Consider the following 26,151-nt stretch of genomic DNA (forward strand, 5'->3'; position numbering starts at 1 on the left):
CGCCATGTGCGGCATCGTCGGAATCCTCGGCACGCACGAGGTCGCCCCCCTCCTGGTCGAGTCGCTGAAGCGGCTCGAATACCGCGGCTACGACAGCGCGGGCATCGCCACCGTCAATGACGGCCACCTCGACCGTCGCCGCGCGGTGGGCAAGCTCGTCAACCTGTCCGACCTGCTGGTCCACGAGCCGCTGGCCGGCAAGGCCGGCATCGGCCACACCCGCTGGGCCACGCATGGCGCGCCTGCCGTCCGGAACGCCCACCCGCACCGGTCGGGGCGGGTCTCGGTGGTCCACAACGGGATCATCGAGAACTTCCGCGAGCTGCGCGCCTGGCTGGCCGAGCAGGGGCTGTCGCACGAATCCGACACCGATACCGAGACGGTCGCCATCCTCGCCAACCACTTCCTTGCCGAGGGCGCCACGCCCGAGGAGGCCGTCGAGCTGACCCTCGCCCGCTTGCACGGGGCTTATGCGCTCCTGTTCCTCTTCGAGGGCCAGGAGGATCTGATGATCGCCGCGCGCAAGGGCTCGCCCCTCGCCATCGGGCACGGCGACGGCGAGATGTACGTGGGTTCGGATGCCATCGCGCTCGCGCCGCTGACGTCCAGGATCACCTATCTCGAGGAAGGCGACTGGGCCGTCGTGACCCGAGCCGGGGCCAGCATCAAGGACAGCGCCGGACGGCTTGCCAACCGCCCCGCCAAGACGATCCAGATCGATTCGGCGCAGGTGGACAAGGCCGGGCACCGCCATTTCATGGCCAAGGAGATCGCCGAGCAGCCCTCCCGGCTCACCGGCGCGCTGGACCATTACGTGGGCGAGGACGGCGCGATCCGCCTGCCCGGGCCGGGGATCGACTTTTCCACCATGGACCGCCTGACCATGGTGGCCTGCGGCACGGCCTCCTACGCCTGCTACGTCGCCAAGTACTGGTTCGAGCAGCTGGCGGGCCTGCCCGTGGACATCGACGTCGCCTCGGAGTTCCGCTACCGCGAGCCGCCCATCCCGCCGCGCACCACCGCCCTGTTCGTGAGCCAGTCCGGCGAGACGGCGGACACCCTCGCCGCGCTGCGCTACTGTCGCGACAAGGCCGAGCGGATCGTCTCGGTCGTCAACGTGGCCGAAAGCTCCATCGCCCGCGAATCCGACCTGGCCCTTCCGATCCTGGCGGGTCCCGAGATCGGCGTCGCCTCCACCAAGGCCTTCTCCTGCCAGCTTCTCGTCCTGGGGCTCCTGGCGCTCGAGGCCGGGCGCCAGCGCGGGCGGCTCGATGGCGCGGGCTTCGCCGAGAAGGTCGAGGCGCTGCGCGCGCTCCCGGGGCTGATCAACCATACGCTGTCCCTGACCGAGGACGCGGGCCGCATCGCTGCCCAGCTCGCCGAGGCGCGGGACATCCTGTTCCTGGGGCGCGGCCGGATGTTCCCCCTCGCCCTTGAGGGTGCCCTGAAGCTCAAGGAGATCAGCTACATCCACGCGGAGGCCTATGCCTCGGGGGAGCTCAAGCACGGCCCGATCGCCCTCGTGGACAAGGCAGTCCCGGTGATCGTCATGGCGCCGCACGACGAACTCTTCGACAAGACGGTGTCCAACATGCAGGAGGTCATGGCCCGGGGCGGGCCGGTCCTGCTGATCACGGACCGCGACGGGGCCAAGGCGGCCGGCCACGGGGTGTGGGAGACTCTCGTTCTGCCCGACGTGGCGCCGCTCTGGGCTCCGATCCTGTATGCGGTCCCGGCCCAGCTGCTGGCCTACCACACGGCCATTGCCAAGGGGACCGACGTGGACCAGCCCCGCAACCTCGCCAAGAGCGTCACGGTGGAGTGAATGGCCAAGCAGTTCGACGGGTTCGAGCCCGCGCACCAGGCGTTCATTGCGGATCAGGCGATCTACTTCGTGGCGACCGCTGCGGCGGACGGCCATGTGAACGTCTCGCCCAAGGGACGTGACTCGCTGCGCGTGCTGGGGCCGAACCGGCTGATCTGGCGCAACCTGACCGGCAGCGGCAACGAATCGGCGGCGCATCTGCTCCGGGTCAACCGCATGACGGTGATGTGGTGTTCGTTCACCACCCGGCCGCTGATCCTGCGGGCCTATGGCACGGCGTCCGTTACCCATCACGGGGAGCCCGGCTGGGCGACGCTCGACAGCCAGTTCCCGCCCGATCCGGGCGCCCGGCAGGTCTTCGACATGACCGTCGAGCTCGTGCAGACCTCCTGCGGCTACGCCGTGCCCTTCATGGACTTCCGGGCCGAGCGGGACACCCTGCTCCGGTGGTCCGAGGACAAGGGCGAGGACGGGATCGAACGCTACTGGCAGGAGAAAAACCGCCTCAGCATCGACGGTTTCCCCACCGGAATGCCAGATGACCGGGGCTGAGGCCCTTTCGGCGCTCGAAGCCGAAGGAGATCCCGCACGGGCCGCCGAAATGGCGGCCTATCACAAGGCAGCCCGCCGCTACCTGGGCCTGTCCGTACCCCGGATCGGCGAGCTGGCCGACGAATGGCGCGAAGGGGCGACGGTCGAGGAACGGGTCGCCCTCGCGGACGAGCTTTGGGGCACCGACGTCCACGAGGCCCGGATCGCGGCCGCCAAGCTCCTCACCCAGGCCCGCATCAGGCCTGACGACGAACCGGTCTGGCGGCTGATCGCCTCCTGGGTCCAGACCTTCGATGCCTGGGCCATCGCGGATCACGCCTGCAACGCCGGAAGCCGCCGGCTGGTCGCCGACCCCCGTCGCCTCGACGAGGTCGAGCACTGGGTCGGCTCGGACCATATGTGGACCCGGCGCGCGGCGCTGGTGATCACGCTGCCCTGGACCAAGGACCGCTTCCCCAAGCCCGCCGACCTCGCGGCGCGCGAACGGGTGCTGGGCTGGTGCGAGCGGCTGGCGCCGGACCGGGACTGGTTCATCCAGAAGGCCATCGCCTGGTGGCTCCGTGACCTGTCCAAGCGGGACCCCGACCGGGTGCGGGCCTGGCTGGCGGACCATGGTGACGGGCTCAAGCCGTTCGCCCGCAAGGAGGCCGCGCGGCTGCTCCCGGTCTAGCTTCCCGTCAGCGCCCCATGGGTGTTGAGGAGGTAGCGCGAAAAGAACGGACCTGACGCCGCGCCCAGGGCTCTCGCATTGCCGCCAACCTGCCCTTCCTCGATCCGGATGGGCGAAAGGCCGCGGACGTCCAGCCTGGGGACCTCGGCACGGATGCCCTCGACCAGCCGCGCTCGGACATCGGCCGGAAAGGCGCCGTCCACCAGCACGGCCTCGAAGTCGATGACCGCGCAGACCGTGACGGCCGCCCGGGCCAATTGCCGGGCGGTGTCGCCGATCCAGGCGTCGAGGGGGCCGGCGAACCCCGCCCAGTCCTGCGGCTGGTCCCAGAGCCGCCCGGTGGGCATCGCCGCGCGGTCGAGCGCGTCCTCGAGGACGAACAGCGACGCCGTATCGATGAGCTGCCGGTCCCGCCCGTCCTGGCCGCGCACCGGGAGCGAACCGAACGCCCCGGCGTTGCCGAAGGCCCCCTCGAAGACCGAATGGTTCAGGACGACCCCTCCGCCGATGAAGCTGCCGATGAAGAAGTAGGCGAAGTCCCGGAACTCCCGTCCGCGGCCATAGACCTGCTCGGCCCGGCAGGCCGCCGTGCCATCGTTCTCGAGGAACACGGGAAGAGGGGAAAAGGCTGCGATCTCGGCAGCGTAGTCGACCGTCCGCCACGCGTCGAGCGCTCCGGTCGGAGCGCCGATCGCCTCGTCCCAGTCCCAGATCTCATAGGGCTTGGCGATACCGATCCCGGCGATCCGCGCCGCTTCCCTGGTCGAAAGCGCATCGTGGAAGGCCGTGAGGCCCTGGCGCAGGAAGGCGAAGACTTCGGATGGGACGGGCCAGCGGTAGGTCGTGTGAAGTTGGGCCCGCACCTGGCCCACGAAGTCGGACAGAAGAAGGTCGGCGCTGCGCCGACCGATCTTGAGCCCGACCGAGAAGGCCCCCTCGGGCGCGAGGCCCATGGGAATGCGCGGCTTGCCGACGCGACCCCGCTGCGGCGGCCCCCGGCGAATCAGCCCCTCCCGTTCAAGGGCCCGCAGAATCACCGACACGGTCTGGGCCGACAGCCCCGCGATCCGCGCGAGATCGCTTCCGGGCAGGGGACCATGCCTCTGCAACGTGGACAGAATCAGACGTTCATTGTGATCCCGCAGCCCCTGCTGGTTGACCCCAGCACTCAGGCTGCGGACCGCGCCAGTGGTCATCGCGCGTCCTCCCCCCGGCAACAGATGATCAGCGCAATTTATAAATCAAGAAGAATTACATATTGACGCTTCGGTAGGCTCGGGTATTTCCTTGCTCTGTTCCCGCTGCCAGGGAGGCAGGGGACGGTCGCGGACCAGGAGGTTCGCGCCGAATGTCTGGGAGGACACGACACATGAAGAAGCTTCTCGCCGGCTCCGCGCTGGCCGTCATCGCCATGTCCGGCGCCGCGTTCGCGCAAGAAGGCACGTCGGCCTGCCTCATCACCAAGACGGACACCAACCCGTTCTTCGTGAAGATGCGCGAAGGCGCCGAAGCCAAGGCCGCCGAGCTGGGCATCTCGCTGAGCTCCTACGCGGGGAAGGTGGACGGCGACCATGAATCGCAGGTCCAGGCCATCGAGACCTGCATCGCCTCCGGCGCCTCGGGCATCCTGATCGCGGCCTCCGACACCTCCGCGATCGTCGATTCGGTCAAGGCGGCCCGTGACGCCGGCCTGCTCGTGATCGCCCTCGACACGCCGCTGAACCCGATCGACGCCGCCGACGCGACCTTCGCGACCGACAACTTCCAGGCCGGCCTGCTCATCGGCCAGTGGGCCGCCGCCCAGCTGGGCGACGCCGCCGCCGACGCCAAGATCGCCTTCCTCGACCTGAACGTGAGCCAGCCGTCCGTCGACGTGCTCCGCGACCAGGGCTTCATGACCGGCTTCGGGATCGACACCAAGGACGCCAACGTCATCGGCGACGAGGATGATGCCCGGATCGTCGGCCACGACGTGACCCAGGGCAACGAGGAAGGCGGCCGCACCGCCATGGAGAACCTCCTCACCGTCAACCCGGACGTGAACGTCGTCTACACGATCAACGAACCGGCCGCCGCAGGCGCCTACGAGGCCCTCAAGGCCGTGGGCCGCGAATCGGACGTGCTGATCGTCTCGGTGGATGGCGGCTGCCCCGGCGTGCAGAACGTGAAGGAAGGCGTGATCGGCGCCACCTCGCAGCAGTACCCGCTGCAGATGGCCGCCCTCGGCATCGAGGCGATCGCCCAGTACGCCAAGGACGGCACCCTGCCCCAGCCGACCGAGGGCAAGGACTTCTTCGACACCGGCGTGAAGCTGATCACCGACAAGCCGGTCGACGGCGTCGAGTCGATCACCTCGGACGAAGGCCTGGGCCTCTGCTGGGGCTGAGGCCCGGCATCAGGCTTGATCGGTGGGGCGGTCTCGTCCCACACTGAACCCAAACTGGGGCGGGCTTCGGTCCGCCCCAGCCACATGAGGGGAACAAACCCCTCCCCCGGAGGAGAACGCCTCGCATGAGCGGCACCGACAACTTCGAATCCGTGGTCAAGGAGCGCCGCACCGAGGCGGTGGCCGAGTTCCACGAAGACAAAACCCTGATCAAGCGGTTCCAGCACGCGCTCCACACGACCCCGGCGCTGGTGCCGATGATCGTCCTGATCGTGTCGATCATCCTGTTCGGCCTGCTGATCGGGAACCGCTTCTTCTCGGCAGGCTCGCTGACGCTGATCCTGCAGCAGGTCCAGCTCGTGGGGATCGTCGCGGCGGCGCAGACGCTGGTCATCCTCACCGCCGGCATCGACCTTTCGGTGGGCGCGATCACCGTGCTCAGCTCGGTCATCATGGGGCAGTTCGTGTTCCGCTACGGCCTCCCCGTGCCGCTGGCCATCCTCTGCGGCCTGGGCGTGGGCGGCATCCTGGGGAGCCTCAACGGCTGGCTCGTGGCGGTGATGAAGCTGCCGCCCTTCATCGTGACGCTGGGGACCTGGCAGATCATCCTGGCCACCAACTTCCTTTATTCGGCCAACGAGACGATCCGATCGCAGGAGATCCAGGCCGAGGCCCCGCTCCTGCAGTTCTTCGCGAACACGTTCAAGATCGGCGCCGACGAGAACGGACGCGGCGGCGCCACCTTCACCTATGGCGTGATCTTCATGATCCTGCTGGTGATCGTGCTGGCCTATGCGCTGCGGCAGACCGCCTGGGGCCGGCACGTCTATGCCGTGGGCGACGATCCTGACGCGGCGCAGCTGTCGGGCGTGAACGTGCGGGGCACGCTGATCTCGGTCTATGCGCTGTCGGGCCTGATCTGCGCCTTCGCGGGCTGGGCCCTGATCGGCCGGATCGGATCGGTCTCGCCGACCTCGGGGGCCGAGCTCAACATCCAGTCGATCACCGCCGTGGTGATCGGGGGCATCTCGCTCTTCGGCGGGCGCGGATCCATCGTGGGCGCGCTGTTCGGGGCGCTGATCGTGGGCGTGTTCTCGCTGGGCCTGCGGCTTCTCGGGGCCGACGCCCAGTGGACCTTCTTCTTCATCGGCGTGCTGATCATCGTGGCCGTCGCCGTGGACCAGTGGATCAGAAAGGTGGCTGCGTGATGGCCGTGGAACCCATTCTCAAGGGCCGTGGGCTGGTGAAGCGCTACGGCAAGGTCGTCGCGCTCGACAACTGCGACTTCGACCTCTACCCGGGCGAGATCCTGGCCGTCATCGGCGACAACGGCGCGGGCAAGTCCACGCTGATCAAGGCCATCTCGGGCGCGGTGGTGCCGGACGAAGGCGAGATCTTCCTCGAAGGGCGCAAGGTCCAGTTCACCAAGCCGACCGAGGCGCGCGCGGCCGGCATCGAGACGGTTTACCAGACCCTCGCGATGTCCCCTGCCCTGTCGATCGCCGACAACATGTTCATGGGCCGCGAACTCCGGAAACCCGGCGTTCTGGGCAGCGTGTTCCGCCAGCTCGACCGCCCGCGGATGGAGAAGTTCGCCCGGGAAAAGCTGACCGAGCTGGGGCTGATGACCATCCAGAACATCAACCAGGCCGTCGAGACGCTCTCGGGCGGCCAGCGGCAGGGGGTGGCGGTGGCCCGGGCGGCGGCCTTCGGCTCCAAGGTCATCATCCTGGATGAGCCCACCGCCGCGCTGGGCGTCAAGGAATCCCGCCGCGTGCTGGAGCTGATCCTCGACGTGAAGTCGCGGGGCATCCCCATCATCCTGATCTCGCACAACATGCCCCATGTCTTCGAGGTCGCGGACCGCATCCACGTCCACCGGCTCGGGCGCAGGCTTTGCGTGATCCGGCCGCAGAACCACACCATGTCGGATGCGGTGGCCTACATGACCGGGGCGCGCGTGCCCGACACCGAGTTCGAGACCGCCTGAGGTGCTCGACACCTCGGCGCAGGTGACGGCCCTCGCCGAGCGGGCGGCCGTCCTGACCGAGACGCGCCCCCGCGTCCTCGTGGCGCTCGCGGGGGCGCCCGGAGCCGGCAAGTCCACCATGGCCTCCGCGCTCCACCGCCGTCTGACCGCCCAGCGATACCGGGCCGAGGTCGTCCCGCTGGACGGCTTCCTGCTGGACAGCGCCGTGCTGGAGGGCCGTGGCCTCCGCCAGCGCAAGGGCGCCCCTGAAACCTTCGACATCCAGGGCTTCCTGCACCTCGTCCATCGGCTCAAGGCCGGCGGCGAGGTGGTCGCCCCGATCTTCGATCGCGCGCGGGACCTGGCCGTCGCCGGGGCCCAGGTGGTCCCCGCCGACTGCCAGATCGTCATCTGCGAAGGCAACTACCTTCTCTTCGACGAAGCCCCGTGGCGAGACCTTGTGCCGCTCTGGGACCTGTCGGCGCGACTCGACGTGCCGCTGCGCGAGCTTCGCGCCCGGCTCATCCAGCGGTGGCTCGACCATGGTCTTTCGCGGGCCGCCGCGACCCGCCGGGCCGAGATCAACGACGTGCCCAACGCCGAGCGAATCCTCCGGAACGAGCTGCCGGCCCACCTCCTGCTCGCGACCCGGCCCGGGGAACGGCCGGCGCCACCGGCACAGTCCGCCTGAGCGTCGTGATCGGTCCCTTGCGGGAGAGCGGTCAGGACCTATGATCCTGAAAGATGGATACCACCGCGCCCCACCCGCTTGACGCCGCGACGGTCTCGCGTCTCCTCGACGGGAGGCATGACGACCCGTTCTCGGTCCTTGGCCCGCACCATCACGGCACGGCGACCTGGGTGGCCGCCATGGACCCCGGGGCCGAGGAGATGGCCGCCGTGGTCGACGGCACCGAATATCCCCTGCCCCGCGTGTCGGGGGCGCTCTTCTGCGGGGAGGTCCCCGACGGCGCCACCTACCATCTGCGCGGCCGGGGCTTTGGCGGCAGCTGGGACTATGAGGACGCCTACCGCTTCGGCCCTGTCATGTCCGATCTGGATGAGTACCTTCTGGGCGAAGGCTCCCACCAGCGGCTCTGGGAGGTTCTGGGCGCCCACGTCCTGACGCACGAGGGCGTGCCCGGCACCCACTTCGCGGTCTGGGCTCCCAATGCCCGGCGCGTCTCGGTGGTGGGCGACTTCAACGCCTGGGACGGGCGGCGCCATCCGATGCGTCGCCGCGGCGGCACCGGCGTATGGGAGATCTTCGTCCCCGGCGTCCAGGAACGCGCCTGCTACAAGTACGAGATCATCGGCCCCCACGGCGAGCTGCTGCCGCTCAAGGCGGACCCGGTCGGCTTCGGCTCGCAGCATCCCCCTCAGACGGCCAGTGTCGTGCGCGACATCCATGGCTACGGCTGGCAGGACGAGAGCTGGATGGAGGCGCGCGCGAACCGCAACCGCCGCGACGCGCCGATCTCCATCTACGAGGTGCACCTCGGCTCCTGGAAGCGCGTCTGGAAGGAAGGCGGTCGCCCCCTGTCCTATCGCGAGGCCGCGACCCAGCTGGTGGACTATGCCAAGGACATGGGCTTCACCCACCTCGAGTTCCTGCCGGTCTCCGAATACCCCTTCGACGGCTCATGGGGTTACCAGCCGGTCGGGCTTTATGCGCCCACGATTCGCTTCGGCCCCCCGCACGAATTCCGTGACCTCGTCGAGGCCGCGCATGGGGCGGGCCTGGGCGTGCTGCTGGACTGGGTGCCGGGTCATTTCCCGACCGACGCGCACGGGCTCGCCCGCTTCGACGGCACCGCGCTCTACGAGCATCAGGACCCGCGCGAGGGGTTCCACCAGGACTGGAACACCCTGATCTACAACTACGGCCGGACCGAGGTCGCCAACTTCCTGGTCGCGAACGCTCTCTACTGGCTCGAGGAGTACCACATCGACGGTCTCCGCGTGGATGCGGTGGCCTCGATGCTTTACCGCGACTACTCCCGCAAGGAGGGCGAGTGGATTCCCAACGTCCACGGCGGCCGCGAGAACCTCGAGGCCATCGCCTTCCTGCGGCGGATGAACGAGGCCGCCTACGCCCGTCATCCCGGCATCATGACCGTCGCCGAGGAGTCCACGTCCTTCCCCAAGGTGTCGGCGCCGACCGACGTGGGCGGCCTGGGCTTTGGCTACAAGTGGAACATGGGGTGGATGAACGACACCCTCCGTTACATGCACCTCGACCCCATCCACCGGAAGGATCACCACCACCAGATGACCTTCGGGCTGCATTACGCCTTTTCCGAGAACTTCATCCTGCCGATCAGCCACGACGAGGTCGTGCACGGCAAGGGCTCGATGGTCGCCAAGATGCCCGGCAACTGGTGGGAGAAATGCGCCAACCTCCGCGCCTACTACGGCTTCATGTGGGCGCATCCGGGCAAGAAGCTGCTGTTCATGGGCTGCGAGTTCGCCCAGCGCGCCGAGTGGAACCACCAGGGCGAGATCGACTGGGCCGCCCCGGCCCACGGGCCCGAGCACCGCGGCATCCAGCGGCTGGTGCGCGACCTCAACACGCTCTACCGCGGCACGCCGTCCCTTCACGCCCGGGATTCCGACCCCGAGGGGTTCCAGTGGATCGAGGGCAACGACGCCGAAAACTCGATCTTCGCCTGGGTCCGGCGCGGCTTCGAGGCCGATGAGCCCTGCGTGGTGGTCTGCAACTTCACGCCCGTCGAGCGCCGCGACCACCGGATCGGCCTGCCCGAGGGCGGCCGCTGGCGCGAGGTCCTGAACACCGATGCGATCATCTATGACGGCGGGGGCCGCGGCAACATGGGTGGCGTCACCGCCGAGGCCACGGGCTGGATGGGCCAGCCCTTCTCGGCCACCATGACGCTGCCGCCGCTCTCGACCCTGATCTTCAAGCTGGAACGCTGACGGGTGGGGAGGCCCGACGCATGCCGCAGACTCGCAGACTGACCACAAAGTCCATGGCCTTCGTCCTTGCCGGCGGCCGCGGCTCGCGCCTGCGCGAACTCACCGACCGGCGGGTCAAGCCCGCCGTCTACTTCGGGGGCAAGTCCCGGATCATCGACTTCGCCCTGTCAAACGCGATGAACTCGGGCATCCGCAAGATGGCCATCGCGACCCAGTACAAGGCGCATTCGCTGATCCGCCATGTCCAGCGCGGCTGGAACTTCTTCCGCGCCGAGCGGAACGAGTTCCTCGACATCCTCCCCGCCTCGCAGCGCATGGACGAGGAAAGCTGGTACCGGGGCACGGCCGACGCGGTGACGCAGAACATCGACATCGTCGACAGCTACGACGTCGATTTCATCATCATCCTGGCCGGCGACCACATCTACAAGATGGACTACGAGATCATGATCCGCGAGCACGCCGAAAGCGGCGCGGACGTGACCGTGGGATGCCTGACCGTCCCGCGCGAGGAAGCCTCGGCCTTCGGGGTGATGGCCGTGGATGCATCCGGCAAGATCACGAGCTTTCTCGAGAAGCCGAAGGACCCTCCCTCCACGCCCGAGGACCCGAACCTCGCCCTGGCCTCCATGGGGATCTACGTCTTCTCGTGGCCCTTCCTGCGCGACCTGCTCCTGAAGGATGCGAACGACCCCAATTCGAGCCATGACTTCGGCCACGACCTGATCCCGGGCATCGTGGCGCGCGGCGCGGCGCGGGCGCACCGCTTCGACGATTCCTGCGTGCGCGCGCCCGGAGCGCCCGCCTACTGGCGCGACGTGGGAACGGTGGACGCCTACTGGCAGGCCAACATCGACCTGACCAACTTCATCCCCGAACTGAACCTCTGGGACCACGACTGGCCGATCTGGACCTATTCGGAGATGACTCCGCCGGCCAAGTTCATCCATGACGAGGAGGGGCGCCGGGGCAGCGCCGTGTCGTCGATGGTGTCCGGCGGCTGCATCATCTCGGGGACCGAGGTGCGCAACTCGCTCCTCTTCACGCAGGTGCACACCAACTCCTTCGCGACGCTCGACCATGCGGTCGTGCTTCCCTATGCCGTCGTGAACCGCCACGCCCGGCTCCGGCGCGTCGTGATCGACCGCGGGGTGGTGATCCCCGAGGGCCTCGTGGTCGGCGAGGACCCGGAGGAGGACGCGAAGTGGTTCCGGGTGAGCGAGAAGGGCATCACCCTGATCACCCAGGACATGCTGGACCGCAGAGCGGCGAGCCGATGATCCAGGTCCTGTCGGTCGCGTCGGAATGCGCGCCGCTGGTCAAGACCGGCGGTCTCGCGGATGTGGTGGGGGCCCTTCCCGGCGCGCTCGCGCCCGAAGGGGTGGATATGCGCATCCTCCTGCCGGGCTATCCGCAGGTGATGAAGGCCCTGGCCCGCGACGCCGTGGTCATGGAGGAGTGGGACCTCTTCGGGGGCCATGCCAACCTCATCGCCGCGACGGCGGCGGGGCTGAACCTCCTCGTCATCGATGCGCCGCATCTCTACGACCGGCTGGGATCGATCTACCTCGGGGCGGACGGACATGACTGGCCCGACAACCCGGAACGCTTTGCCGGACTGTGCTGGATGGCCGCCCGCATCGCCGCCGACGGGGTTGCGGGCTGGCGGCCGCATGTGATCCACTGCCACGACTGGCAGGCCGGGCTCGTTCCGGAATACCTTCGGACCTTCGACGCCAGGGATCGCACGGGAACCGTCCTCACCGTCCACAACATGGCCTTCCACGGCCTCGCCTCCTATGGACGGATCGGCTCCCTCCGGCTCGATCCGGAGCGGTTCAACCCCGAAGGATTCGAGTTCTGGGGCAGGATCTCGGCGCTCAAGGCCGGGCTCGTGGGGGCGGACCGCTTGACCACGGTGTCGCCGACCTACGCGGCCGAGCTGCTCCAGCCCGAGTTCGGCATGGGCCTCGACGGAGTGATGCGCGCGCGCCGCGACGTGCTTTGCGGCATCCTCAACGGCATCGACGAAGGGGTCTGGAACCCCATGACCGACCCGGCTGTGACGCCTTACGCCGACGCCTCGGGCAAGGATGCCAACAAGGAGGCCCTGCGGCGGGAGTTTGGCCTGCCCGATTCCGACGGGCCGCTCTGCGTCGTCGTCTCCCGCCTCACCGAGCAGAAGGGGCTGGACCTCCTGATCGAGGCGCTTCCGACCCTGCTGGCCCATGGCGGGCAGCTCGCGGTGCTGGGATCGGGCGAGGGCTGGATGGAGGAAGCGTTCCGCAACGCCTCCCAGGGCGGTCCGGTTGGCGTGCGGATCGGCTATGACGAGGCGCTGTCCCACCGCATGATGGCGGGCGGCGACGCCATCCTCGTGCCGTCCCGCTTCGAGCCCTGCGGCCTCACCCAGATGTATGGCCTTCGCTATGGCACCATTCCCGTCGTAGCCCTGACTGGCGGACTGGCGGATACGGTGATCAACGCCTCGCCGGCGGCGCTGGCGGCCGGAGTGGCGACCGGGCTTCAGTTCCATCCGGTGACGGCCGACGCGCTTCGGGGTGCTCTGGTGCAACTGTGTGACCTTTACGCCGATCGTGACGTCTGGACGCGGATGCAGGCGAATGCGATGGCGCAACCGGTAGGCTGGCAGACCTCCGCCAAAGCCTATGCCAAGTTGTACCGAGACCTCGCACCCCACGAATGAAGCCAGAAGGCCACCTGATCGCCAGCGGTATCGCCCCACACGGCGCCATCACGTCCGGACGCCCTTACCCCCTGGGAGCCACCTGGGACGGGGAAGGCGTGAACTTCGCCGTGTTCTCGCAGCACGCCACCAAGATGACGCTCTGCCTCTTCTCGCCGAATGGCCGATGGGAGGCCGAATGGCTCGACCTGCCCGAACGGGATGGCCATGTCTGGCACGGGTATGTCCCCGGCCTGCTGCCCGGGCAGGCCTACGGATTCCGCGCGCATGGCCCCTACCGCCCCGACGAAGGGCACCGGTTCAATCCGCACAAGCTCCTGCTCGACCCCTATGCCAAGCGCATCGCGGGACAGCTGGAATGGGACGCCGCCCTGTTCGGCTACGACACCTCCTCCAAGCACGGCGACCTGACCTTCGACACCCGGGACTCGTCGAACTTCATGCCCCGCGCGGTCGTCACCGATCCGAGCTTCGACTGGCGGGGCGACCTGCCGCCCGACCATCCCCTGACCGAGACGGTGATCTACGAAGCCCATGTCCGCGGCCTGACCATGGGGCGGCGCGACGTGCCGCATCGGGGGACCTTCGCAGGGCTGGCCTCCGAGCCGGTGCTCGATCACCTGACCCGCCTGGGGGTGAGCGCCATCGAGCTCCTGCCGGTGCACGCCTTCGTGGACGACAAGTTCCTGCTGGACAAGGGCCTGCGGAACTACTGGGGCTACATGACGCTCGGGTTCTTCGCGCCCGAGCCACGCTACATGTCGACGGGCCAGCTGTCGGACTTCCAGTCCATGGTGCGGCGATTCCACTCCGCCGGGATCGAGGTCATCCTCGACGTGGTCTACAACCACACCTGCGAGGGGAACCACATGGGCCCCACGCTCAGCTTCCGGGGCCTCGACAACGCGAGCTACTATCGCCTTGCCGAAAGCCCGCGCTACTACCTGAACGACACCGGCACGGGCAACATGCTCAACATGGACCATCCGTTCGTGATGCGGATGGTCCTCGACAGCCTGCGCTACTGGGTCGAACACATGCATGTGGACGGCTTCCGCTTCGACCTGGCGACGACCTTGGGACGCACGGCGCGTGGCTTCGACCGGAACCATCCCTTCCTCCAAGCGCTGCGGCAGGATCCCGTGCTGGGCCGCGTCAAGCTGATCGCCGAGCCATGGGACGTCGGACCGGGGGGCTACCAGCTGGGGGCCTTCCCACCGCCGTTCCTGGAATGGAACGACAAGTTCCGCGACCAGGTGCGCCGCTACTGGCGCGGAGACCCGGACATGGTGCGCAAGCTGGCGATGCGCCTGTCGGGCTCGGCGCTGAAGTTCGACCATGACGGACGGCCCGCGACCTCCTCGGTCAACTTCGTGACGGCCCATGACGGCTTCACGCTCATGGACGTGGTCTCCTACCGGCAAAAGCAGAACGCGTCGAACGGCGAGGACAACCGCGACGGCCATTCGGACAACCACAGCGACAACCTGGGGATCGAAGGTCCGACCGAGGAGCCCGCCATCCTCGCCCGGCGCGCGCGCCGGCGCCGGAACATGCTGGCGACCCTGCTGCTTGCCCAGGGAACGCCGATGATCCTGGCCGGGGACGAGCTGGGCAACTCCCAGTCCGGCAACAACAACGCCTATTGCCAGGACAACGAGACGGGGTGGGTCGACTGGGACCACGCCGACCAGGAGTTCCTGGACTTCTGCCGGACCATGATCGCCTTCCGCAAGCGGCACGCCATCCTGCGGCAGAAGCGGTTCCTGCATTCGCGGTCGCGCACCATCGACGGCCAGGTGGACCTGTTCTGGCGGCGCGCCGACGGGATGCCGATGACCGAGGTGGACTGGAACAACCTCGGGCAGAGGCTGATCGCCGTCGAGATGCGCGTGGCCTCGGGCACGCCCGACTACATCGTGCGCACGACCCGCGAGGACGCGATCTTTGCCGTCTTCAACGCGGGCGAGGAGCAGCTGGTCTTCCTGCCCGAACATCCGCTCGACCGGGTCTGGGTGCTCCATGTGGACACCGCCGACCCATGCGCGCCACCCACCCGCATTCATCGGGCCCTCAAGGTCGCAGCCGACTCGGTCGTCGTGCTCGTCCTCGAGCCCACGCCCCTTTCAAGACCCTGAGGAGAACGTCATGGAGATCCGGACCGTCCCGACCGCCCCCATCGCCGGCCAGAAGCCCGGCACGAGCGGCCTGCGGAAGAAGACCCGCGTCTTCATGGAGCCGCACTACCTGGAGAACTACGTCCAGAGCATCTTCGACGGCATCGGCGGCGTTCAGGGCAAGACGCTCGTCCTGGGCGGCGACGGCCGCTACTTCAACGACCGCGCCTCGCAGGTGATCCTGCGGATGGCGGCGGCCAACGGCGCGGCCAAGGTGATCGTCGGCCAGAACGCGATCCTGTCCACGCCCGCCGCCTCCCACCTGATCCGGAGCCGCGGCACCGACGGCGGGCTGATCCTGTCGGCCTCGCACAACCCGGGCGGCGAGGACGCGGACTTCGGCCTCAAGTACAACACCCCGAACGGCGGCCCCGCGCCCGAGGGCGTCACCGACCGCATCTTCGAGGCCACCAAGGCCCTCTCCGAGTATCGCATCGCCGTGGCGCAGGATGTGGACCTATCCACGCTTGGCACGACCCGGCTGGGCGAGCTGGAGGTCGAGGTCGTCGATCCCGTCGCGGACTACGCCGTGCTGATGGAGCAGCTTTTCGACTTCGACGCGATCCGTGCGCTTTTTGCATCTGGCTTCACCATGCGCTTCGACGCGATGCACGCGGTCACCGGTCCCTATGCGCGGGAGATCCTCGAGAACCGCCTTGGCGCCCCTGCGGGCACGGTCGTCAATGCGACCCCCTCGCCCGATTTCGGCGGCGGCCACCCCGACCCGAACCCGACCTGGGCCAAGGAGTTGTTCGACCTCCTGATGAGCGACGACGGCCCCGACTTCGGCGCGGCCTCGGACGGCGACGGCGACCGCAACATGGTCCTGGGGCGCCATGCCTACGTCACCCCTTCGGACAGCCTCGCGCTGTTGACCGCCCACGCACACCGCGCGCCCGGCTACCGCGAAGGGCTCAAGGGCGTGGCCCGCTCCATGCCGACCTCGGCCGCCGTGGACCGGGTGGCGGCCGCCCTGGGCATCGCCTGCTACGAGACGCCGACCGGCTGGAAGTTCTTCGGCAACCTCCTCGACGCCGGCCGCGCGACGCTCTGCGGCGAGGAGTCCTTCGGCACCGGTTCGGACCACGTGCGCGAAAAGGACGGCCTCTGGGCCGTGCTCCTCTGGCTCAACATCCTGGCCGACACCAGGCAGCCGGTGAAGGCCCTGCTCGAGGACCATTGGCGCACCTATGGCCGCAACTACTACTCGCGCCACGACTACGAGGACGTGGAAACCGAGAAGGCCAACGCCCTCTACGACGGCCTTCGGGCCAAGCTGGGGTCCCTGCCCGGCCAGAGTTTCGCGGGACTGACCGTCGCGACCGCCGACGAGTTCGCCTACGACGACCCGGTGGACGGCTCGCGGTCCGAACGGCAGGGCCTGCGGATCGGCTTCGCTGACGGCGGGCGCGTGGTCTTCCGCCTGTCGGGCACCGGCACGGTCGGCGCGACGCTGCGCGTCTACCTCGAGGCGCTGGAGACCGATCCGTCCCGGCTGGACCGCAACGCGGGCGAGGCGCTGTCCGATATCGCCCGGGCCGCCGACGAGATCGCGGGCATCAAGGCCCATACGGGCCGTCAGGCGCCGGACGTCATCACCTGAACGCGCCGCCGCGCGTCGGACATGCGAAGGGGGCCAAGTGGCCCCCTTTTTTCATTCACGCATCGCGCTGGGCGATCCAGTCGTGGTCGGGGTCGTTCTTGAACCGCCACTTGCGGATCGGCCCGGCCATGACGTTGAGGTAATAGAGTTCGTAGCCATAGGGCGCGCCGCAGGGATGGTGGCCCTTGGGCACCAGCGTCACGTCGTGGTTCTTGACGGTCATCGTCTCGTCCAGCGAGCCATCCTCGGTGTAGACCCGCTGGATGCCGAACCCCTGCCCCGGATTGAGGCGCATGTAATACGTCTCTTCCAGGTAGGTCATCCGCGGGAAGTCGTCCTCGTCGTGGCGATGCGAGGGATAGGACGACCAGTTGCCTGCGGGCGTGTAGACCTCGGTGACCAGCAGGCTGTCCGCGACGTCCCGCATCTCCATGGCGATGTTGTTGACGTAGCGGGTGTTGGTGCCCTTGCCGCGCGGCGTGAGCTCGATCCCCTCGGGCCCGAGGCGCTGGGCCGGGTAGTTGCCCTTCCCGGGCGCGGTGCAGACCGCGAGCGTGCAGTCAGTGGTGGCCACGGCCTCCCAGTCCGTGCCGTTAGGCAGGTAAAGGCAATGGGGCGGGCTTTTCTCGAAGACGTCCATGCGGTCGCCCATCTCGCCCCAGTCCTGGCCGGCCCCCTGGATGCGGGCCTTCCCTTCCACGAGGACGAGGATCACCTCGGTGTCGCCCGTCGGCTCGGCCGCGCGTTCCCCGGCCCTGAGCCGGTAGAGGCCGAAGCCCACGTAGCCCCAGCCTGCGCTGGCGGGCGTCACGTCGTGGACCTTGCCGGAGGTTCCGTCGGGATGGATCAGGAGGTGGCTCATTTGCCCTCGGGGGGTCGGGGGTTGAAGTCGAGGAAGAAGCCATAGAACGCGGCGGCTCCGATGGCTCCAAACAGGATGCCCCACATGGGCCCGCCCGTGGTGAACTCGACCACCGCCCAACCGAAGCACAGGACCACGATGACGACCCGGATCCAGAGCGGCCGGAAGAAGGGATGGTTGAAGTCGAACAGCCGGTTCATCGGACCTCGCAGGGATGGGCGGCGGCCCCCGGGTCGTGGGGCCGCGCGTGGCGGATCAGGTGCGGGCCTGGTCCTTCAGCTTCTCCTCGTAGGCGGTCCGCTTGGCGCGGACCTCCTTGCGCTCGGAGACCTCGGGCACGGCCACATCCCACCAGTAGCCGCCAAAGGGGGTGGAGGGATAGGGGTCGGTGTCGATGACGACGACCAGCGGCCCCTGCACCTCGTGCCGCCGCGCCAGCGCGGCCTCGAGCTCGGCGATGCTCCCGGCCTTGACGGAGGTCGCGCCCATGGCGGCGGTATGGGCCGCGAAGTCGATGTTGCTGTTCGGGCCGCCATGGGCGTCCTTGAGCAGGTTGTTGAACTCCACCTGCCCCGTGGACATCTGGAGGCGGTTGATGCAGCCGTAGCCCCGGTTGTCGGTGATCACGACCGTGATCTTCTGGCCCATCATCGCGGCGGTGGCGAGTTCGCTGTTCATCATCATGTAGCTGCCGTCGCCCACCATGCAGATGACGTCGCGCGCGGGTTCAGCCATCTTGATGCCGAGCGCGCCCGCCACCTCGTAGCCCATGCAGCTGAAGCCGTACTCCATGTGGTAGGACATCGGCCGCGTGCCCTTCCAGAGCTTGTGCAGCTCGCCCGGCATGGTGCCGGCGGCGCACATGACCACGGTGTCGGGGCCCGAGGCGCGCTGCACGGCGCCGATGACCTGCTGGTCGGTCGGCAGGCCCGCATTGCCCTCGGGCGCGGCGGTGAGCGGGTCCACGTCGGCGAACCAGTCGGCCTTGAGCCGGTCGCTGATCGGCCGGGCCTTGTAGCCCGAGAGCTGGCCGAGGAGCGCGGCAAGCCCCGCCTCCGCGTCGCAGCAGAGCGGCTCGGCCCCGTGCTTCATGGCGTCATAGGCGGCGACGTTGAGGCTCACGAGCTTGCGGTTCGGGCGCGAGAACAGCGCCCAGGAGCCGGTCGTGAAGTCCTGGAAGCGCGTGCCGACCCCGATCACGAGATCCGCGCCCGCGCAGGCGGCGTTGGCCGAGGAGGCCCCCGTCACGCCCACCGGCCCGAGGTTCAGCGGATGGTCCCAGGGCAGCACCGACTTGCCGGCCTGCGTCTCGACCACAGGGATGCCGGTCGCTTCCGCAAAGCGGCGCAAGCTGTCGGTGGCGTGGCCGTAGTGGACGCCGCCGCCCGCGACGATGACGGGGGACTCGGCGGCCCGGATCAGGTCCGCGACCGACTGCACCTCGACCGGGTCGGGCTGCGGGCGGCGGCGGCGCCAGGTCTTGGGCGTGAAGAACGACTCCGGCCACTCGTAGGCCTCGGACTGGACGTCCTGGCAGAAGGCCAAGGTCACAGGCCCGCAGTCGGCAGGGTCGGTCATGGTCCGCAGGGCGCGCGGCAGCGCGGTCAGCAGCTGCTCGGGCCGCTCGATCCGGTCGAAGTAGCGCGACACGGGGCGGAAGCAGTCGTTGGCCGTCATCGTGCCGTCGCCGAAGTCCTCGACCTGCTGGAGCACCGGGTCGGGGCCGCGGTTGGCGAAGACGTCGCCCGGCACGAACAGCACCGGCAGGCGGTTCACATGCGCCAGCCCCGCCGCGGTCACCATATTGAGCGCGCCCGGCCCGATGGAGGAGGTGACCATCATGGCGTGGCTGCGGCCCAACTGCTTGGCGTAGGCAATGGCGGCGTGGGCCATGCCCTGCTCGTTGTGGCCGCGATAGGTCGGGAAGCTGTCACGCACCCCGTGCAGCGCCTCGCCCATCCCGGCCACGTTGCCATGGCCGAAGATGGCCCAGCAGCCCGAGATGAAGGGCTGGCCGTCCTCGGCCAGTTGCACGGAAAGCCAGCGCACCATGGCCTGCGCGGCGGTGAGGCGGATCGTGGTCATCTCAGGAGTCCTCGAAGACGAAGGCGACCGGAAAGGCCGCCATGACGGAATTGGCGATGGTGGAGTCCGCGCAGGCGGCCTCGAAGCAGGCGCGCGCGGCCGAAGGATCGGCGGCCTCGACGCGGGCGCGGATGGTGGCGGCGATCACCCGCAGCGGCACGCCCGACAGGGTCGTCTCGACCTCCACCTCGACGGCGCCCAGCACGACCCCGCGCGCCTCGGCGGCGTAATGGAGATCGTTCCAGAAGCAGCCGCCCAGGGCTGCGGCCAGAAGCTCGCCGCCGTTGAAGCCCAGCCCCTGCCCGCCCGCGACCCCCTCGGGCCGGTCGGCGATCAGCGTGCGCGGCCCGCTGCGCCCCACCCCCGCCCGACTACCGGGCAGGTTGTGAAAACGCATGGACAGCGTGCGGGTCAAGCGGCGGCCCCCACGGCCCCCCGCCCCGCACGGGCCTGATCCCAGGTCTGGGCCAGCGCGCGGAAGCGTTCGGCCATCTGCGCCACGGCCTCGGCATCGGTCATCCGGCCACCAAGCCAGGCGCGGGCGGCGTCGGCAAAGATCGTGCGGCCCACGGCAAAGCCCTTGACCAGCGGCTGCCGGGTGGCCAGCGCGAAGCTCTGCGCCAGCTCGGCGGCGGGCGCGTCGAGGCCCAGCACCACGATGCCGCGCACATGCGGGTCGTGGCGGGTGATCGCGTCACAGGCGTTGGTCCAGGCGGCCTCGGTCTTGAAGGGCTCGAGCTTCCACCAGTCGGGATAAAGACCCAGGCCATAGATGCGCTCGATGATCCGGGCCGTGGTGTCGTCATCGACGGGCGCCACCTTGGACGGTATGACCTCAAGGAGCACCTCGAGCCGGTTGCGGCGGGCGCTCGCGAACAGGCGGACCAGCGTGTCCTCCTGGTCGGCCCACATTTGGGCGTCGTCATCGGGGTGGCAGAAGCAGAGCACCTTGACCACGTTCTCGAGCGGCCACTCCGACAGCCCGCCGAAGTCCGGGCCGATCTCGGGCTCGAGCCGCAGCGGGCGCGAGCCGGGCCACTCGACGGGACGGCCGATCCAGAGCCCGGTGCCGGCCGCCTTGTAGAGCGCGTCCCGCCCCAGCCGCCCATCGCACAGGATGCCGTAGCCGGGCTGCCCGCCCGCGACCGCCTGCGCGGCCTCCAGGCACAGGAGCTTGAAGGCGCCGATCTTCTCCGCTGTCGCGCCCTCCATCTCCTCCAGCTGCTTGCGATGGTCGAAGGCGAAGACCCGCATCTGGTCCCAGGTGCCGTGGCGGTTCGTGGACCAGTGCAGCTGCTCGAGGTCGGCGTCCTTGCGAAGCGCCGGCGTCCTCACGCCGCGATCGAGGAACCACTGCAACTCGGTCAACGACGGATAGGCGGGCGTGCAGCCGTGGCGCGAGACGGCGAACGCGCCGCAGGCGTTGGCATACTTGAGCGCCACCGGCCAGGGCTCGCCGTCGAGCCAGCCCTTCAGGAGGCCCGACATGAAGCCGTCGCCCGCACCCAGCACGTTGAACACCTCGATGGGGAAGCCCGGCCCGGCCTCGCCGTCGTCCAAGGAGTCAGGCACCGCGCCGGTGAAGGCGACCGCCCCCCGGGCGCCCCGCTTGCACACCAGCGTCGCGCCCGAAACGGCGCGAACGGCGCGCAGGGCCTCGACGGTGTTCGTGGAGCCGCCCGCGATGTGGAACTCCTCCTCGGTGCCCACGATCAGGTCGAAGAGGTGGAGGTGCGCCTGCAGCTTGGCCGTAACGGCGGCGCTTTCGATGTAGCGGCTCTCGCCGTCGCCGTGGCCGGCGAGGCCCCAGAGGTTCGGGCGGTAGTCGATGTCGAGCGCGGTCTGCGCGCCGTTCTCCCGCGCCAGCCGCAGCGCCTTCAGGACGGCAGCCTCCGTGCGCGGGTGGCTCAGGTGCGTGCCGGTGGCAACGACCGAGCGGGCCTCGGCGATGAACGCCGGGTCGATGTCATCCTCGCAGAGCGCCATGTCGGCGCAGTCGGCGCGGTAGAAGATGAGCGGGAACTGCTCCTGGTCGCGGATGCCGAGGATCACGAGCGCGGTCAGCCGCTCGGGGTCGGTCACCACGCCCCGCACGTCCACACCCTCGCGCGCCAGCTCCTCGCGGATGAAGCGGCCCATGTGCTCGTCGCCCACCCGCGTGATGAGAGCGGACTTGAGCCCGAGCCGAGCCGTCCCGGTCGCCATGTTGGTGGGCGAGCCCCCCACATACTTCTGGAAGGACCCCATGTCCTCGAGCCGGCCGCCCACCTGCGCGCCGTAAAGGTCCACGGACGAACGCCCAATGGTGATGACGTCGAGAGTCTTGGACATGGGGTGCCTCCCTATCAGCCGAGAACTTCGGAAACCTTCACGGCGCGGCCTTCCTGGGCCGACTTGAGCGCCGCGTCGGCCAGCGCGAGGGCCTTGAGCCCGTCCTCGCCCGTCGTGGGCGTCGCGCCCTTGGTGTTCACGGCCCGGATGAAGCCCGCGATCTCGTTCGCGTAGGCCGCCACGTAGCGCGACATGAAGAAGTTGAGGAGCGGCGGCCGCGTGAAGCCGTTGGCGGTCGCGACCTCGATGTTCGCTTCGCGCATGTTCTCGGCGCTGACGGAGCCCTTGGAGCCCAGGATCTCGATCCGCTGGTCGTAGCCGTATGTGGCCCGGCGCGAGTTGGTGATGATCGCCTGCTTGCCCGAGGCGGTGCGCAGGATGACGTTCACCGAATCATAGTCGCCGAGTTCGCCGATCGCCGGGTCGGTCAGGACCGAGGCCTGCGCCACCACGGTCTCGGGCTCTTCGCCCAGGAGCCAGCGGGCCATGTCGAAGTCGTGGATGGTCATGTCGCGGAAAATGCCGCCCGACCGCTTGATGTAGTCCGCGGGCGGCGCGCCCGGGTCGCGGGAGGAGATGGTGACCATCTCGACGTCACCAACCGTGCCGGCGTCGATCGCGGCCTTCACGGCCATGAAGTCGGGATCGAAGCGGCGGTTGAAGCCGACCATCAGGGTCGCCCCGGTCTCCTCGACCACCTTGAGGCAGTCCTGGACGCGCTGGACGGACAGGTCCACCGGCTTTTCGCAGAACACGGCCTTGCCGGCGCGCGCGAACCGCTCGATCAGGTCGGCGTGGGTGTCGGTCGGCGTGCAGATCACCACCGCGTCGATGTCGGACGAGGCTTCGATGGCATCGATCGTGCGGATGTCGCAGCCATATTCCTGGGCCAGCGCCTCGGCGGCGGCGGGAATGGCGTCCGCGACGGCCACGAGTTCGGCATTGGCGTCGGAGCGGATGGCCCGCGCGTGCACCTTGCCGATGCGACCCGCGCCAAGAAGCCCGAATTTCACAGTCATGATAGGTCCTTGCTTATGGATCGACCCCCGCCTGCGCGGGGGCCTGCCGGTTATTGCTGAGCCGGGGGCCGCGCCTAGAGGGCGGCCGCCGCCATGTTCTGGGTCTTGGCGCCGGTGATGTAGGCTACCACGTCCTGGCCGTCGGTCTCCTCCTTGCGGAGGTTGGCGACAATGCGGCCCCGGCGGAAGACCACGATCCGGTCCACGAGGTCGAAGACCTGCCGCATGTTGTGCGAGATCAGGATCAGCGGCTCACCGTTGTCCTTGAGCGTGCGGACGATGTTCTCGACCTGCGCGGTCTCCTGCACGCCCAGCGCCGCCGTGGGCTCGTCCATGATGATGAGCTTGGAGGCGAAGGTGGCGGTCCGGGCGATGGCGACGCACTGGCGCTGGCCGCCCGACATGTTGCGGATGGTGCTGCCGAGGTTCGGGATCTTCACCGCCGTCCGCTTCAGCGCGGCCTCGGTCGCCTGGCGCATCCCCTTGCGGTCGAGGATCGAGAAGGGCCCGAGGTTGAACAGGATCTTCTCGCGCCCCAGGAACAGGTTCGAGGGCACGTCGAGGTCGTCGGCAAGCGCCAGGTTCTGGAACACGGCCTCGATGCCGGCCTCGCGGGCGTGGAGGGGGCCCGCGAAGTCCACCTCCTGCCCGTCGAACCACACCTTGCCCGAGGTCCGCCGCTCCACGCCGGTGATCTGGCGCACGAAGGTGGACTTGCCGGCGCCGTTATCGCCCATGATGGCCACATGCTCGCCGCGGCGCAGCTCGAAGTTGGCGTCGACCAGGGCGTGCACGCCGCCGTAATGCTTGGTCAGGCCTTCGGTCTTGAGAACGATGTCGGACATGGGGTCCTCCTTAGCCGCGGCTGCTGCGGCGGCGCTGCCGCCAGACGTCGAGCACCACGGCGCCCACGATGATCGCGCCCTTCACCATCTCCTGGTAGTAGGCGTCGAGCTTGAGGAAGGTGAAGCCGGAGATGATCACCCCGAAGATCAGCGAGCCGAGCACCGTCCCGATGATCGAGCCGCGCCCGCCCGAGAGCGACACGCCGCCGATCACGGCCATGGCGATGGCATCGAGTTCGTACATCACGCCCATGCCGGCCTGCGCGGTCAGGTTCTTGGACGACAGGACGATGGCGGCCACCGCAGCCAGGAGCCCGGCGATGCTGTAGACCAGGACCTTGTGGCGCTCGACGTTGATGCCCGACATCCGCGCGGCTTCCTCGTTGGAGCCGATGGCGTAGCAGCGCTTTCCATAAAGCGTGTACTTGAGCATCAGGTGGAACAGGACGGCGAGCGCAAGGAAGATCACCACCGGCATCAGGCCCTTGCCGATCCCGGCGAAGGACTCGGTCGGGAAGGAGATCGGCTCGCCCTTGGTCCACCACTTGGCCACGCCGCGGGCGGTCACCATCATGCCCAGGGTGGCGATGAAGGGCGGGATCTTAGTGTAGGCGATCAGCGACCCGTTGATCAGGCCGGCCAGGAGACCGCACCCCAGACCCACGATCACCGGCACGATCACCGGCAGGTCCACCCAGCCCTGTTCCAGGAACACGGCCTTGGGGTTCGGGTTGCCGTTCACCATCGCGACCTGCGCGAAGCTCATGGCGATCATGGCGGTCGCGCCCACGACGGAGCCCGCGCTCAGGTCGATGCCGCCCGAGATGATGACCTGCGTGATGCCGATGGCGATGATGCCGACGATCGACACCTGCAGGATGATGATCTGCAGCCGCGCCTGGTTGAAGATCGTGTCGACGTTGTCCCGCGTATTGAGCAGGAAGCTGTCGCCGATCAGGATGCGCCCCAACAGCTCGAAGGCGGCGATGATCAGCACCAGGGCAATCAATACGTTGAGTTCCTGCGGCATGTGCCGCTTGGAGTGGTCGTAGGTCAGCCCCCCCACCCCGAATGTCGTCTGCGCCACGTCGCTGCCTCCTAGCCTAGCGCGGGCCGCGGGTCCCCCTCGTCCCCGCGATTCCCGGAACGTGGAGGCGGCGCCCTTGCGCCGCCTCGCGTCGGACCACGACGGTCCGGATCAGTTCTTCTGAAGGAACTGGTCGATGTTGGCGGGCGTCACGAGCTGGAAGGGGATGTAGACCTTCTGCTCCACGCTCTCCCCGCGGGCGAGCGAAAGGGCGGCATCCAGCGCGCCCTTGCCCTGGCCGGCCGCGTCCTGGAACACGGTCGCGTCGAGATCGCCGGACTGCATGGCGGACAGGGCGTCCTGCGTGGCGTCGATGCCGGCCACGATCACGTCTTCCATGGCGATGCCCGAGGCCTTCATCGCCTGGATCGCGCCGATGGCCATTTCGTCGTTGTTGGCGACGAGGGCGTCGAACGGCGTGCCGGTCGACAGCCAGTTGGTCATCAGGTTCTGGGCCTGGTCACGCGACCAGTTCGCGGTCTGCTGGTCGATGATGTTGAGCGTCACGCCGCAGTTGCCCGATTCCATCACGTCGTGGATGTCCTGGGTCCGCTGGACGGCGGCCTGGTTCGACAGCTCGCCCTGCATGACGTAGATGTCGGCGCTGTCCTTGCCCGCTTCCTTGAGGATGCGGCAGACTTCCATCGTCTCGAGGGTGCCGGACTCGACCTCGTTCGAAGCGACGAAGGCCTGGTTGTCGGGCAGCGTGTCGACGTTGATCGGCTGGCGGTTGACGTACACGAGCGGCACGCCGGCGGCGGCGGCGGCATCCGACATCGCCTGCGTGGCCGAGGTGTCGACCGGGTTCACGATGATCGCGTCGACGCCCGAGGCGATGAAGTTGTTGATCTGGTCGAGCTGCTTGGCCACGTCGTTCTGCGCGTCCTCGACCTGGACCTCGACGCCGTCGAGCGTGCCGGCGTAGTCCTGCAGGCCGTTGCGCAGCACGGTCAGGAAGTTGTCATCGAACAGCGCCATCGAGACGCCCACCGTCTCGGCCATGGCGCTGGTCGACATGAGGCCAGCGAACCCGGCCAGGATCAGGGTCTTCTTCATGTAGTCCTCCCAATGCGGCGTCCGGCTCGCCGCGTTTCGT

Annotated in this window: 22 protein-coding genes; 12 read left to right on the forward strand and 10 right to left on the reverse strand. The window is 68.6% G+C overall.

From position 1 onward, the window contains the following. The first annotated feature begins 4 nt into the window (after positions 1–4). Genes glmS through J3P31_RS07685 form a run of 3 tightly spaced genes read left to right on the forward strand, consistent with a single transcriptional unit; the run spans position 5 to position 3,047 of the window. The gene (gene glmS / locus J3P31_RS07675) at positions 5–1,825 is read left to right on the forward strand and encodes a glutamine--fructose-6-phosphate transaminase (isomerizing) (RefSeq protein ID WP_210527835.1); all 1,821 of its coding nucleotides are present in this window, start codon (positions 5–7) and stop codon (positions 1,823–1,825) included. After that, positions 1,826–2,377: a pyridoxamine 5'-phosphate oxidase family protein gene (locus J3P31_RS07680; RefSeq protein ID WP_210527836.1), complete on the forward strand. Its 552-nt coding sequence runs from the start codon at positions 1,826–1,828 to the stop codon at positions 2,375–2,377. Continuing rightward, on the forward strand, positions 2,364–3,047 hold the full coding sequence (locus J3P31_RS07685) for a DNA alkylation repair protein (protein ID WP_210527837.1): 684 nt from the start codon (positions 2,364–2,366) through the stop codon (positions 3,045–3,047). The genes J3P31_RS07680 and J3P31_RS07685 overlap by 14 nt, the downstream gene beginning before the upstream one ends. On the opposite strand, the gene J3P31_RS07690 is transcribed toward J3P31_RS07685, so the two are convergent. Continuing rightward, positions 3,044–4,243, reverse strand: coding sequence for an ROK family transcriptional regulator (locus tag J3P31_RS07690; protein ID WP_210527838.1), 1,200 nt, complete (start codon positions 4,241–4,243; stop codon positions 3,044–3,046). The two genes, J3P31_RS07685 and J3P31_RS07690, sit on opposite strands and share 4 nt — an antisense overlap. A 173-nt stretch (positions 4,244–4,416) precedes the next feature. Here J3P31_RS07690 and J3P31_RS07695 point away from each other — a divergent pair, with 173 nt between their 5' ends. The 9 genes from J3P31_RS07695 (at position 4,417) to J3P31_RS07735 (ending at position 16,826) form a co-directional block, all read left to right on the forward strand. After that, a complete protein-coding gene (locus tag J3P31_RS07695) occupies positions 4,417–5,433 on the forward strand; it encodes a sugar ABC transporter substrate-binding protein (protein ID WP_210527839.1) in 1,017 nt (338 codons plus the stop codon). A 125-nt stretch (positions 5,434–5,558) separates the two neighbouring features. Next, positions 5,559–6,641, forward strand: coding sequence for an ABC transporter permease (locus tag J3P31_RS07700; RefSeq protein WP_210527840.1), 1,083 nt, complete (start codon positions 5,559–5,561; stop codon positions 6,639–6,641). Next, a complete protein-coding gene (locus tag J3P31_RS07705; protein WP_210527841.1) occupies positions 6,641–7,423 on the forward strand; it encodes an ATP-binding cassette domain-containing protein in 783 nt (260 codons plus the stop codon). Before J3P31_RS07700 ends, J3P31_RS07705 begins: the two co-directional genes overlap by 1 nt. Position 7,424: 1 nt before the next feature. Further along, positions 7,425–8,093 (forward strand): nucleoside/nucleotide kinase family protein, encoded by a 669-nt coding sequence (locus tag J3P31_RS07710; RefSeq protein ID WP_210527842.1) that lies wholly within the window; start codon positions 7,425–7,427, stop codon positions 8,091–8,093. Positions 8,094–8,146: 53 nt separating this feature from the next. Next, positions 8,147–10,339 (forward strand): 1,4-alpha-glucan branching protein GlgB, encoded by a 2,193-nt coding sequence (gene glgB / locus J3P31_RS07715; protein WP_210527843.1) that lies wholly within the window; start codon positions 8,147–8,149, stop codon positions 10,337–10,339. 20 nt (positions 10,340–10,359) lie between these two features. Beyond that, the gene (gene glgC / locus J3P31_RS07720) at positions 10,360–11,619 is read left to right on the forward strand and encodes a glucose-1-phosphate adenylyltransferase (RefSeq protein ID WP_210527844.1); all 1,260 of its coding nucleotides are present in this window, start codon (positions 10,360–10,362) and stop codon (positions 11,617–11,619) included. Further along, on the forward strand, positions 11,616–13,046 hold the full coding sequence (gene glgA, locus J3P31_RS07725) for a glycogen synthase GlgA (RefSeq protein WP_210527845.1): 1,431 nt from the start codon (positions 11,616–11,618) through the stop codon (positions 13,044–13,046). Before glgC ends, glgA begins: the two co-directional genes overlap by 4 nt. After that, a complete protein-coding gene (gene glgX, locus J3P31_RS07730) occupies positions 13,043–15,184 on the forward strand; it encodes a glycogen debranching protein GlgX (RefSeq protein ID WP_210527846.1) in 2,142 nt (713 codons plus the stop codon). Before glgA ends, glgX begins: the two co-directional genes overlap by 4 nt. A gap of 10 nt (positions 15,185–15,194) precedes the next feature. After that, on the forward strand, positions 15,195–16,826 hold the full coding sequence (locus J3P31_RS07735; protein ID WP_210527847.1) for an alpha-D-glucose phosphate-specific phosphoglucomutase: 1,632 nt from the start codon (positions 15,195–15,197) through the stop codon (positions 16,824–16,826). A gap of 55 nt (positions 16,827–16,881) precedes the next feature. Here J3P31_RS07735 and iolB read toward each other — a convergent pair whose 3' ends face one another. The 9 genes from iolB to J3P31_RS07780 all read right to left on the reverse strand — a co-directional run bounded on the left by iolB (position 16,882) and on the right by J3P31_RS07780 (position 26,111). Further along, complete coding sequence (gene iolB / locus J3P31_RS07740) at positions 16,882–17,688, reverse strand: 5-deoxy-glucuronate isomerase (RefSeq protein WP_210527848.1); 807 nt, start codon at positions 17,686–17,688, stop codon at positions 16,882–16,884. Further along, positions 17,685–17,888, reverse strand: coding sequence for a hypothetical protein (locus tag J3P31_RS07745; RefSeq protein ID WP_210527849.1), 204 nt, complete (start codon positions 17,886–17,888; stop codon positions 17,685–17,687). The genes iolB and J3P31_RS07745 overlap by 4 nt, the downstream gene beginning before the upstream one ends. Before the next feature lie 55 nt (positions 17,889–17,943). Further along, on the reverse strand, positions 17,944–19,773 hold the full coding sequence (iolD, locus tag J3P31_RS07750) for a 3D-(3,5/4)-trihydroxycyclohexane-1,2-dione acylhydrolase (decyclizing) (protein ID WP_210527850.1): 1,830 nt from the start codon (positions 19,771–19,773) through the stop codon (positions 17,944–17,946). Between the two features lies 1 nt (position 19,774). Next, positions 19,775–20,188, reverse strand: coding sequence for an OsmC family protein (locus tag J3P31_RS07755; RefSeq protein WP_210527851.1), 414 nt, complete (start codon positions 20,186–20,188; stop codon positions 19,775–19,777). Further along, the gene (locus tag J3P31_RS07760; protein WP_210527852.1) at positions 20,185–22,104 is read right to left on the reverse strand and encodes a bifunctional 5-dehydro-2-deoxygluconokinase/5-dehydro-2-deoxyphosphogluconate aldolase; all 1,920 of its coding nucleotides are present in this window, start codon (positions 22,102–22,104) and stop codon (positions 20,185–20,187) included. The genes J3P31_RS07755 and J3P31_RS07760 overlap by 4 nt, the downstream gene beginning before the upstream one ends. 14 nt (positions 22,105–22,118) lie before the next feature. Next, the gene (gene iolG, locus J3P31_RS07765; RefSeq protein WP_210527853.1) at positions 22,119–23,123 is read right to left on the reverse strand and encodes an inositol 2-dehydrogenase; all 1,005 of its coding nucleotides are present in this window, start codon (positions 23,121–23,123) and stop codon (positions 22,119–22,121) included. 74 nt (positions 23,124–23,197) lie between these two features. Further along, positions 23,198–23,968, reverse strand: a complete 771-nt coding sequence (locus J3P31_RS07770; protein ID WP_210527854.1) for an ATP-binding cassette domain-containing protein — start codon at positions 23,966–23,968, stop codon at positions 23,198–23,200. Positions 23,969–23,978: 10 nt separating this feature from the next. Continuing rightward, the gene (locus J3P31_RS07775) at positions 23,979–25,055 is read right to left on the reverse strand and encodes an ABC transporter permease (protein WP_368373035.1); all 1,077 of its coding nucleotides are present in this window, start codon (positions 25,053–25,055) and stop codon (positions 23,979–23,981) included. A gap of 111 nt (positions 25,056–25,166) precedes the next feature. Next, positions 25,167–26,111, reverse strand: a complete 945-nt coding sequence (locus J3P31_RS07780) for a sugar ABC transporter substrate-binding protein (RefSeq protein WP_210527855.1) — start codon at positions 26,109–26,111, stop codon at positions 25,167–25,169. Positions 26,112–26,151: the final 40 nt, after the last annotated feature.

This window comes from Rubellimicrobium arenae (assembly GCF_017916275.1).
In the GTDB taxonomy this organism is placed as follows: Bacteria; Pseudomonadota; Alphaproteobacteria; order Rhodobacterales; family Rhodobacteraceae; genus Rubellimicrobium; species Rubellimicrobium arenae.

Coding starts and splice junctions, on each gene's coding strand:
- glmS (WP_210527835.1), top strand. CDS start 5: ATGTGCGGCATCGTCGGAATCCTCGGCACGCACGAGGTCGCCCCCCTC.
- J3P31_RS07680 (WP_210527836.1), top strand. CDS start 1,826: ATGGCCAAGCAGTTCGACGGGTTCGAGCCCGCGCACCAGGCGTTCATT.
- J3P31_RS07685 (WP_210527837.1), top strand. CDS start 2,364: ATGACCGGGGCTGAGGCCCTTTCGGCGCTCGAAGCCGAAGGAGATCCC.
- J3P31_RS07690 (WP_210527838.1), bottom strand. CDS start 4,243: ATGACCACTGGCGCGGTCCGCAGCCTGAGTGCTGGGGTCAACCAGCAG.
- J3P31_RS07695 (WP_210527839.1), top strand. CDS start 4,417: ATGAAGAAGCTTCTCGCCGGCTCCGCGCTGGCCGTCATCGCCATGTCC.
- J3P31_RS07700 (WP_210527840.1), top strand. CDS start 5,559: ATGAGCGGCACCGACAACTTCGAATCCGTGGTCAAGGAGCGCCGCACC.
- J3P31_RS07705 (WP_210527841.1), top strand. CDS start 6,641: ATGGCCGTGGAACCCATTCTCAAGGGCCGTGGGCTGGTGAAGCGCTAC.
- glgB (WP_210527843.1), top strand. CDS start 8,147: ATGGATACCACCGCGCCCCACCCGCTTGACGCCGCGACGGTCTCGCGT.
- glgC (WP_210527844.1), top strand. CDS start 10,360: ATGCCGCAGACTCGCAGACTGACCACAAAGTCCATGGCCTTCGTCCTT.
- glgA (WP_210527845.1), top strand. CDS start 11,616: ATGATCCAGGTCCTGTCGGTCGCGTCGGAATGCGCGCCGCTGGTCAAG.
- glgX (WP_210527846.1), top strand. CDS start 13,043: ATGAAGCCAGAAGGCCACCTGATCGCCAGCGGTATCGCCCCACACGGC.
- J3P31_RS07735 (WP_210527847.1), top strand. CDS start 15,195: ATGGAGATCCGGACCGTCCCGACCGCCCCCATCGCCGGCCAGAAGCCC.
- iolB (WP_210527848.1), bottom strand. CDS start 17,688: ATGAGCCACCTCCTGATCCATCCCGACGGAACCTCCGGCAAGGTCCAC.
- J3P31_RS07745 (WP_210527849.1), bottom strand. CDS start 17,888: ATGAACCGGCTGTTCGACTTCAACCATCCCTTCTTCCGGCCGCTCTGG.
- iolD (WP_210527850.1), bottom strand. CDS start 19,773: ATGACCACGATCCGCCTCACCGCCGCGCAGGCCATGGTGCGCTGGCTT.
- J3P31_RS07760 (WP_210527852.1), bottom strand. CDS start 22,104: ATGTCCAAGACTCTCGACGTCATCACCATTGGGCGTTCGTCCGTGGAC.
- iolG (WP_210527853.1), bottom strand. CDS start 23,123: ATGACTGTGAAATTCGGGCTTCTTGGCGCGGGTCGCATCGGCAAGGTG.
- J3P31_RS07770 (WP_210527854.1), bottom strand. CDS start 23,968: ATGTCCGACATCGTTCTCAAGACCGAAGGCCTGACCAAGCATTACGGC.
- J3P31_RS07780 (WP_210527855.1), bottom strand. CDS start 26,111: ATGAAGAAGACCCTGATCCTGGCCGGGTTCGCTGGCCTCATGTCGACC.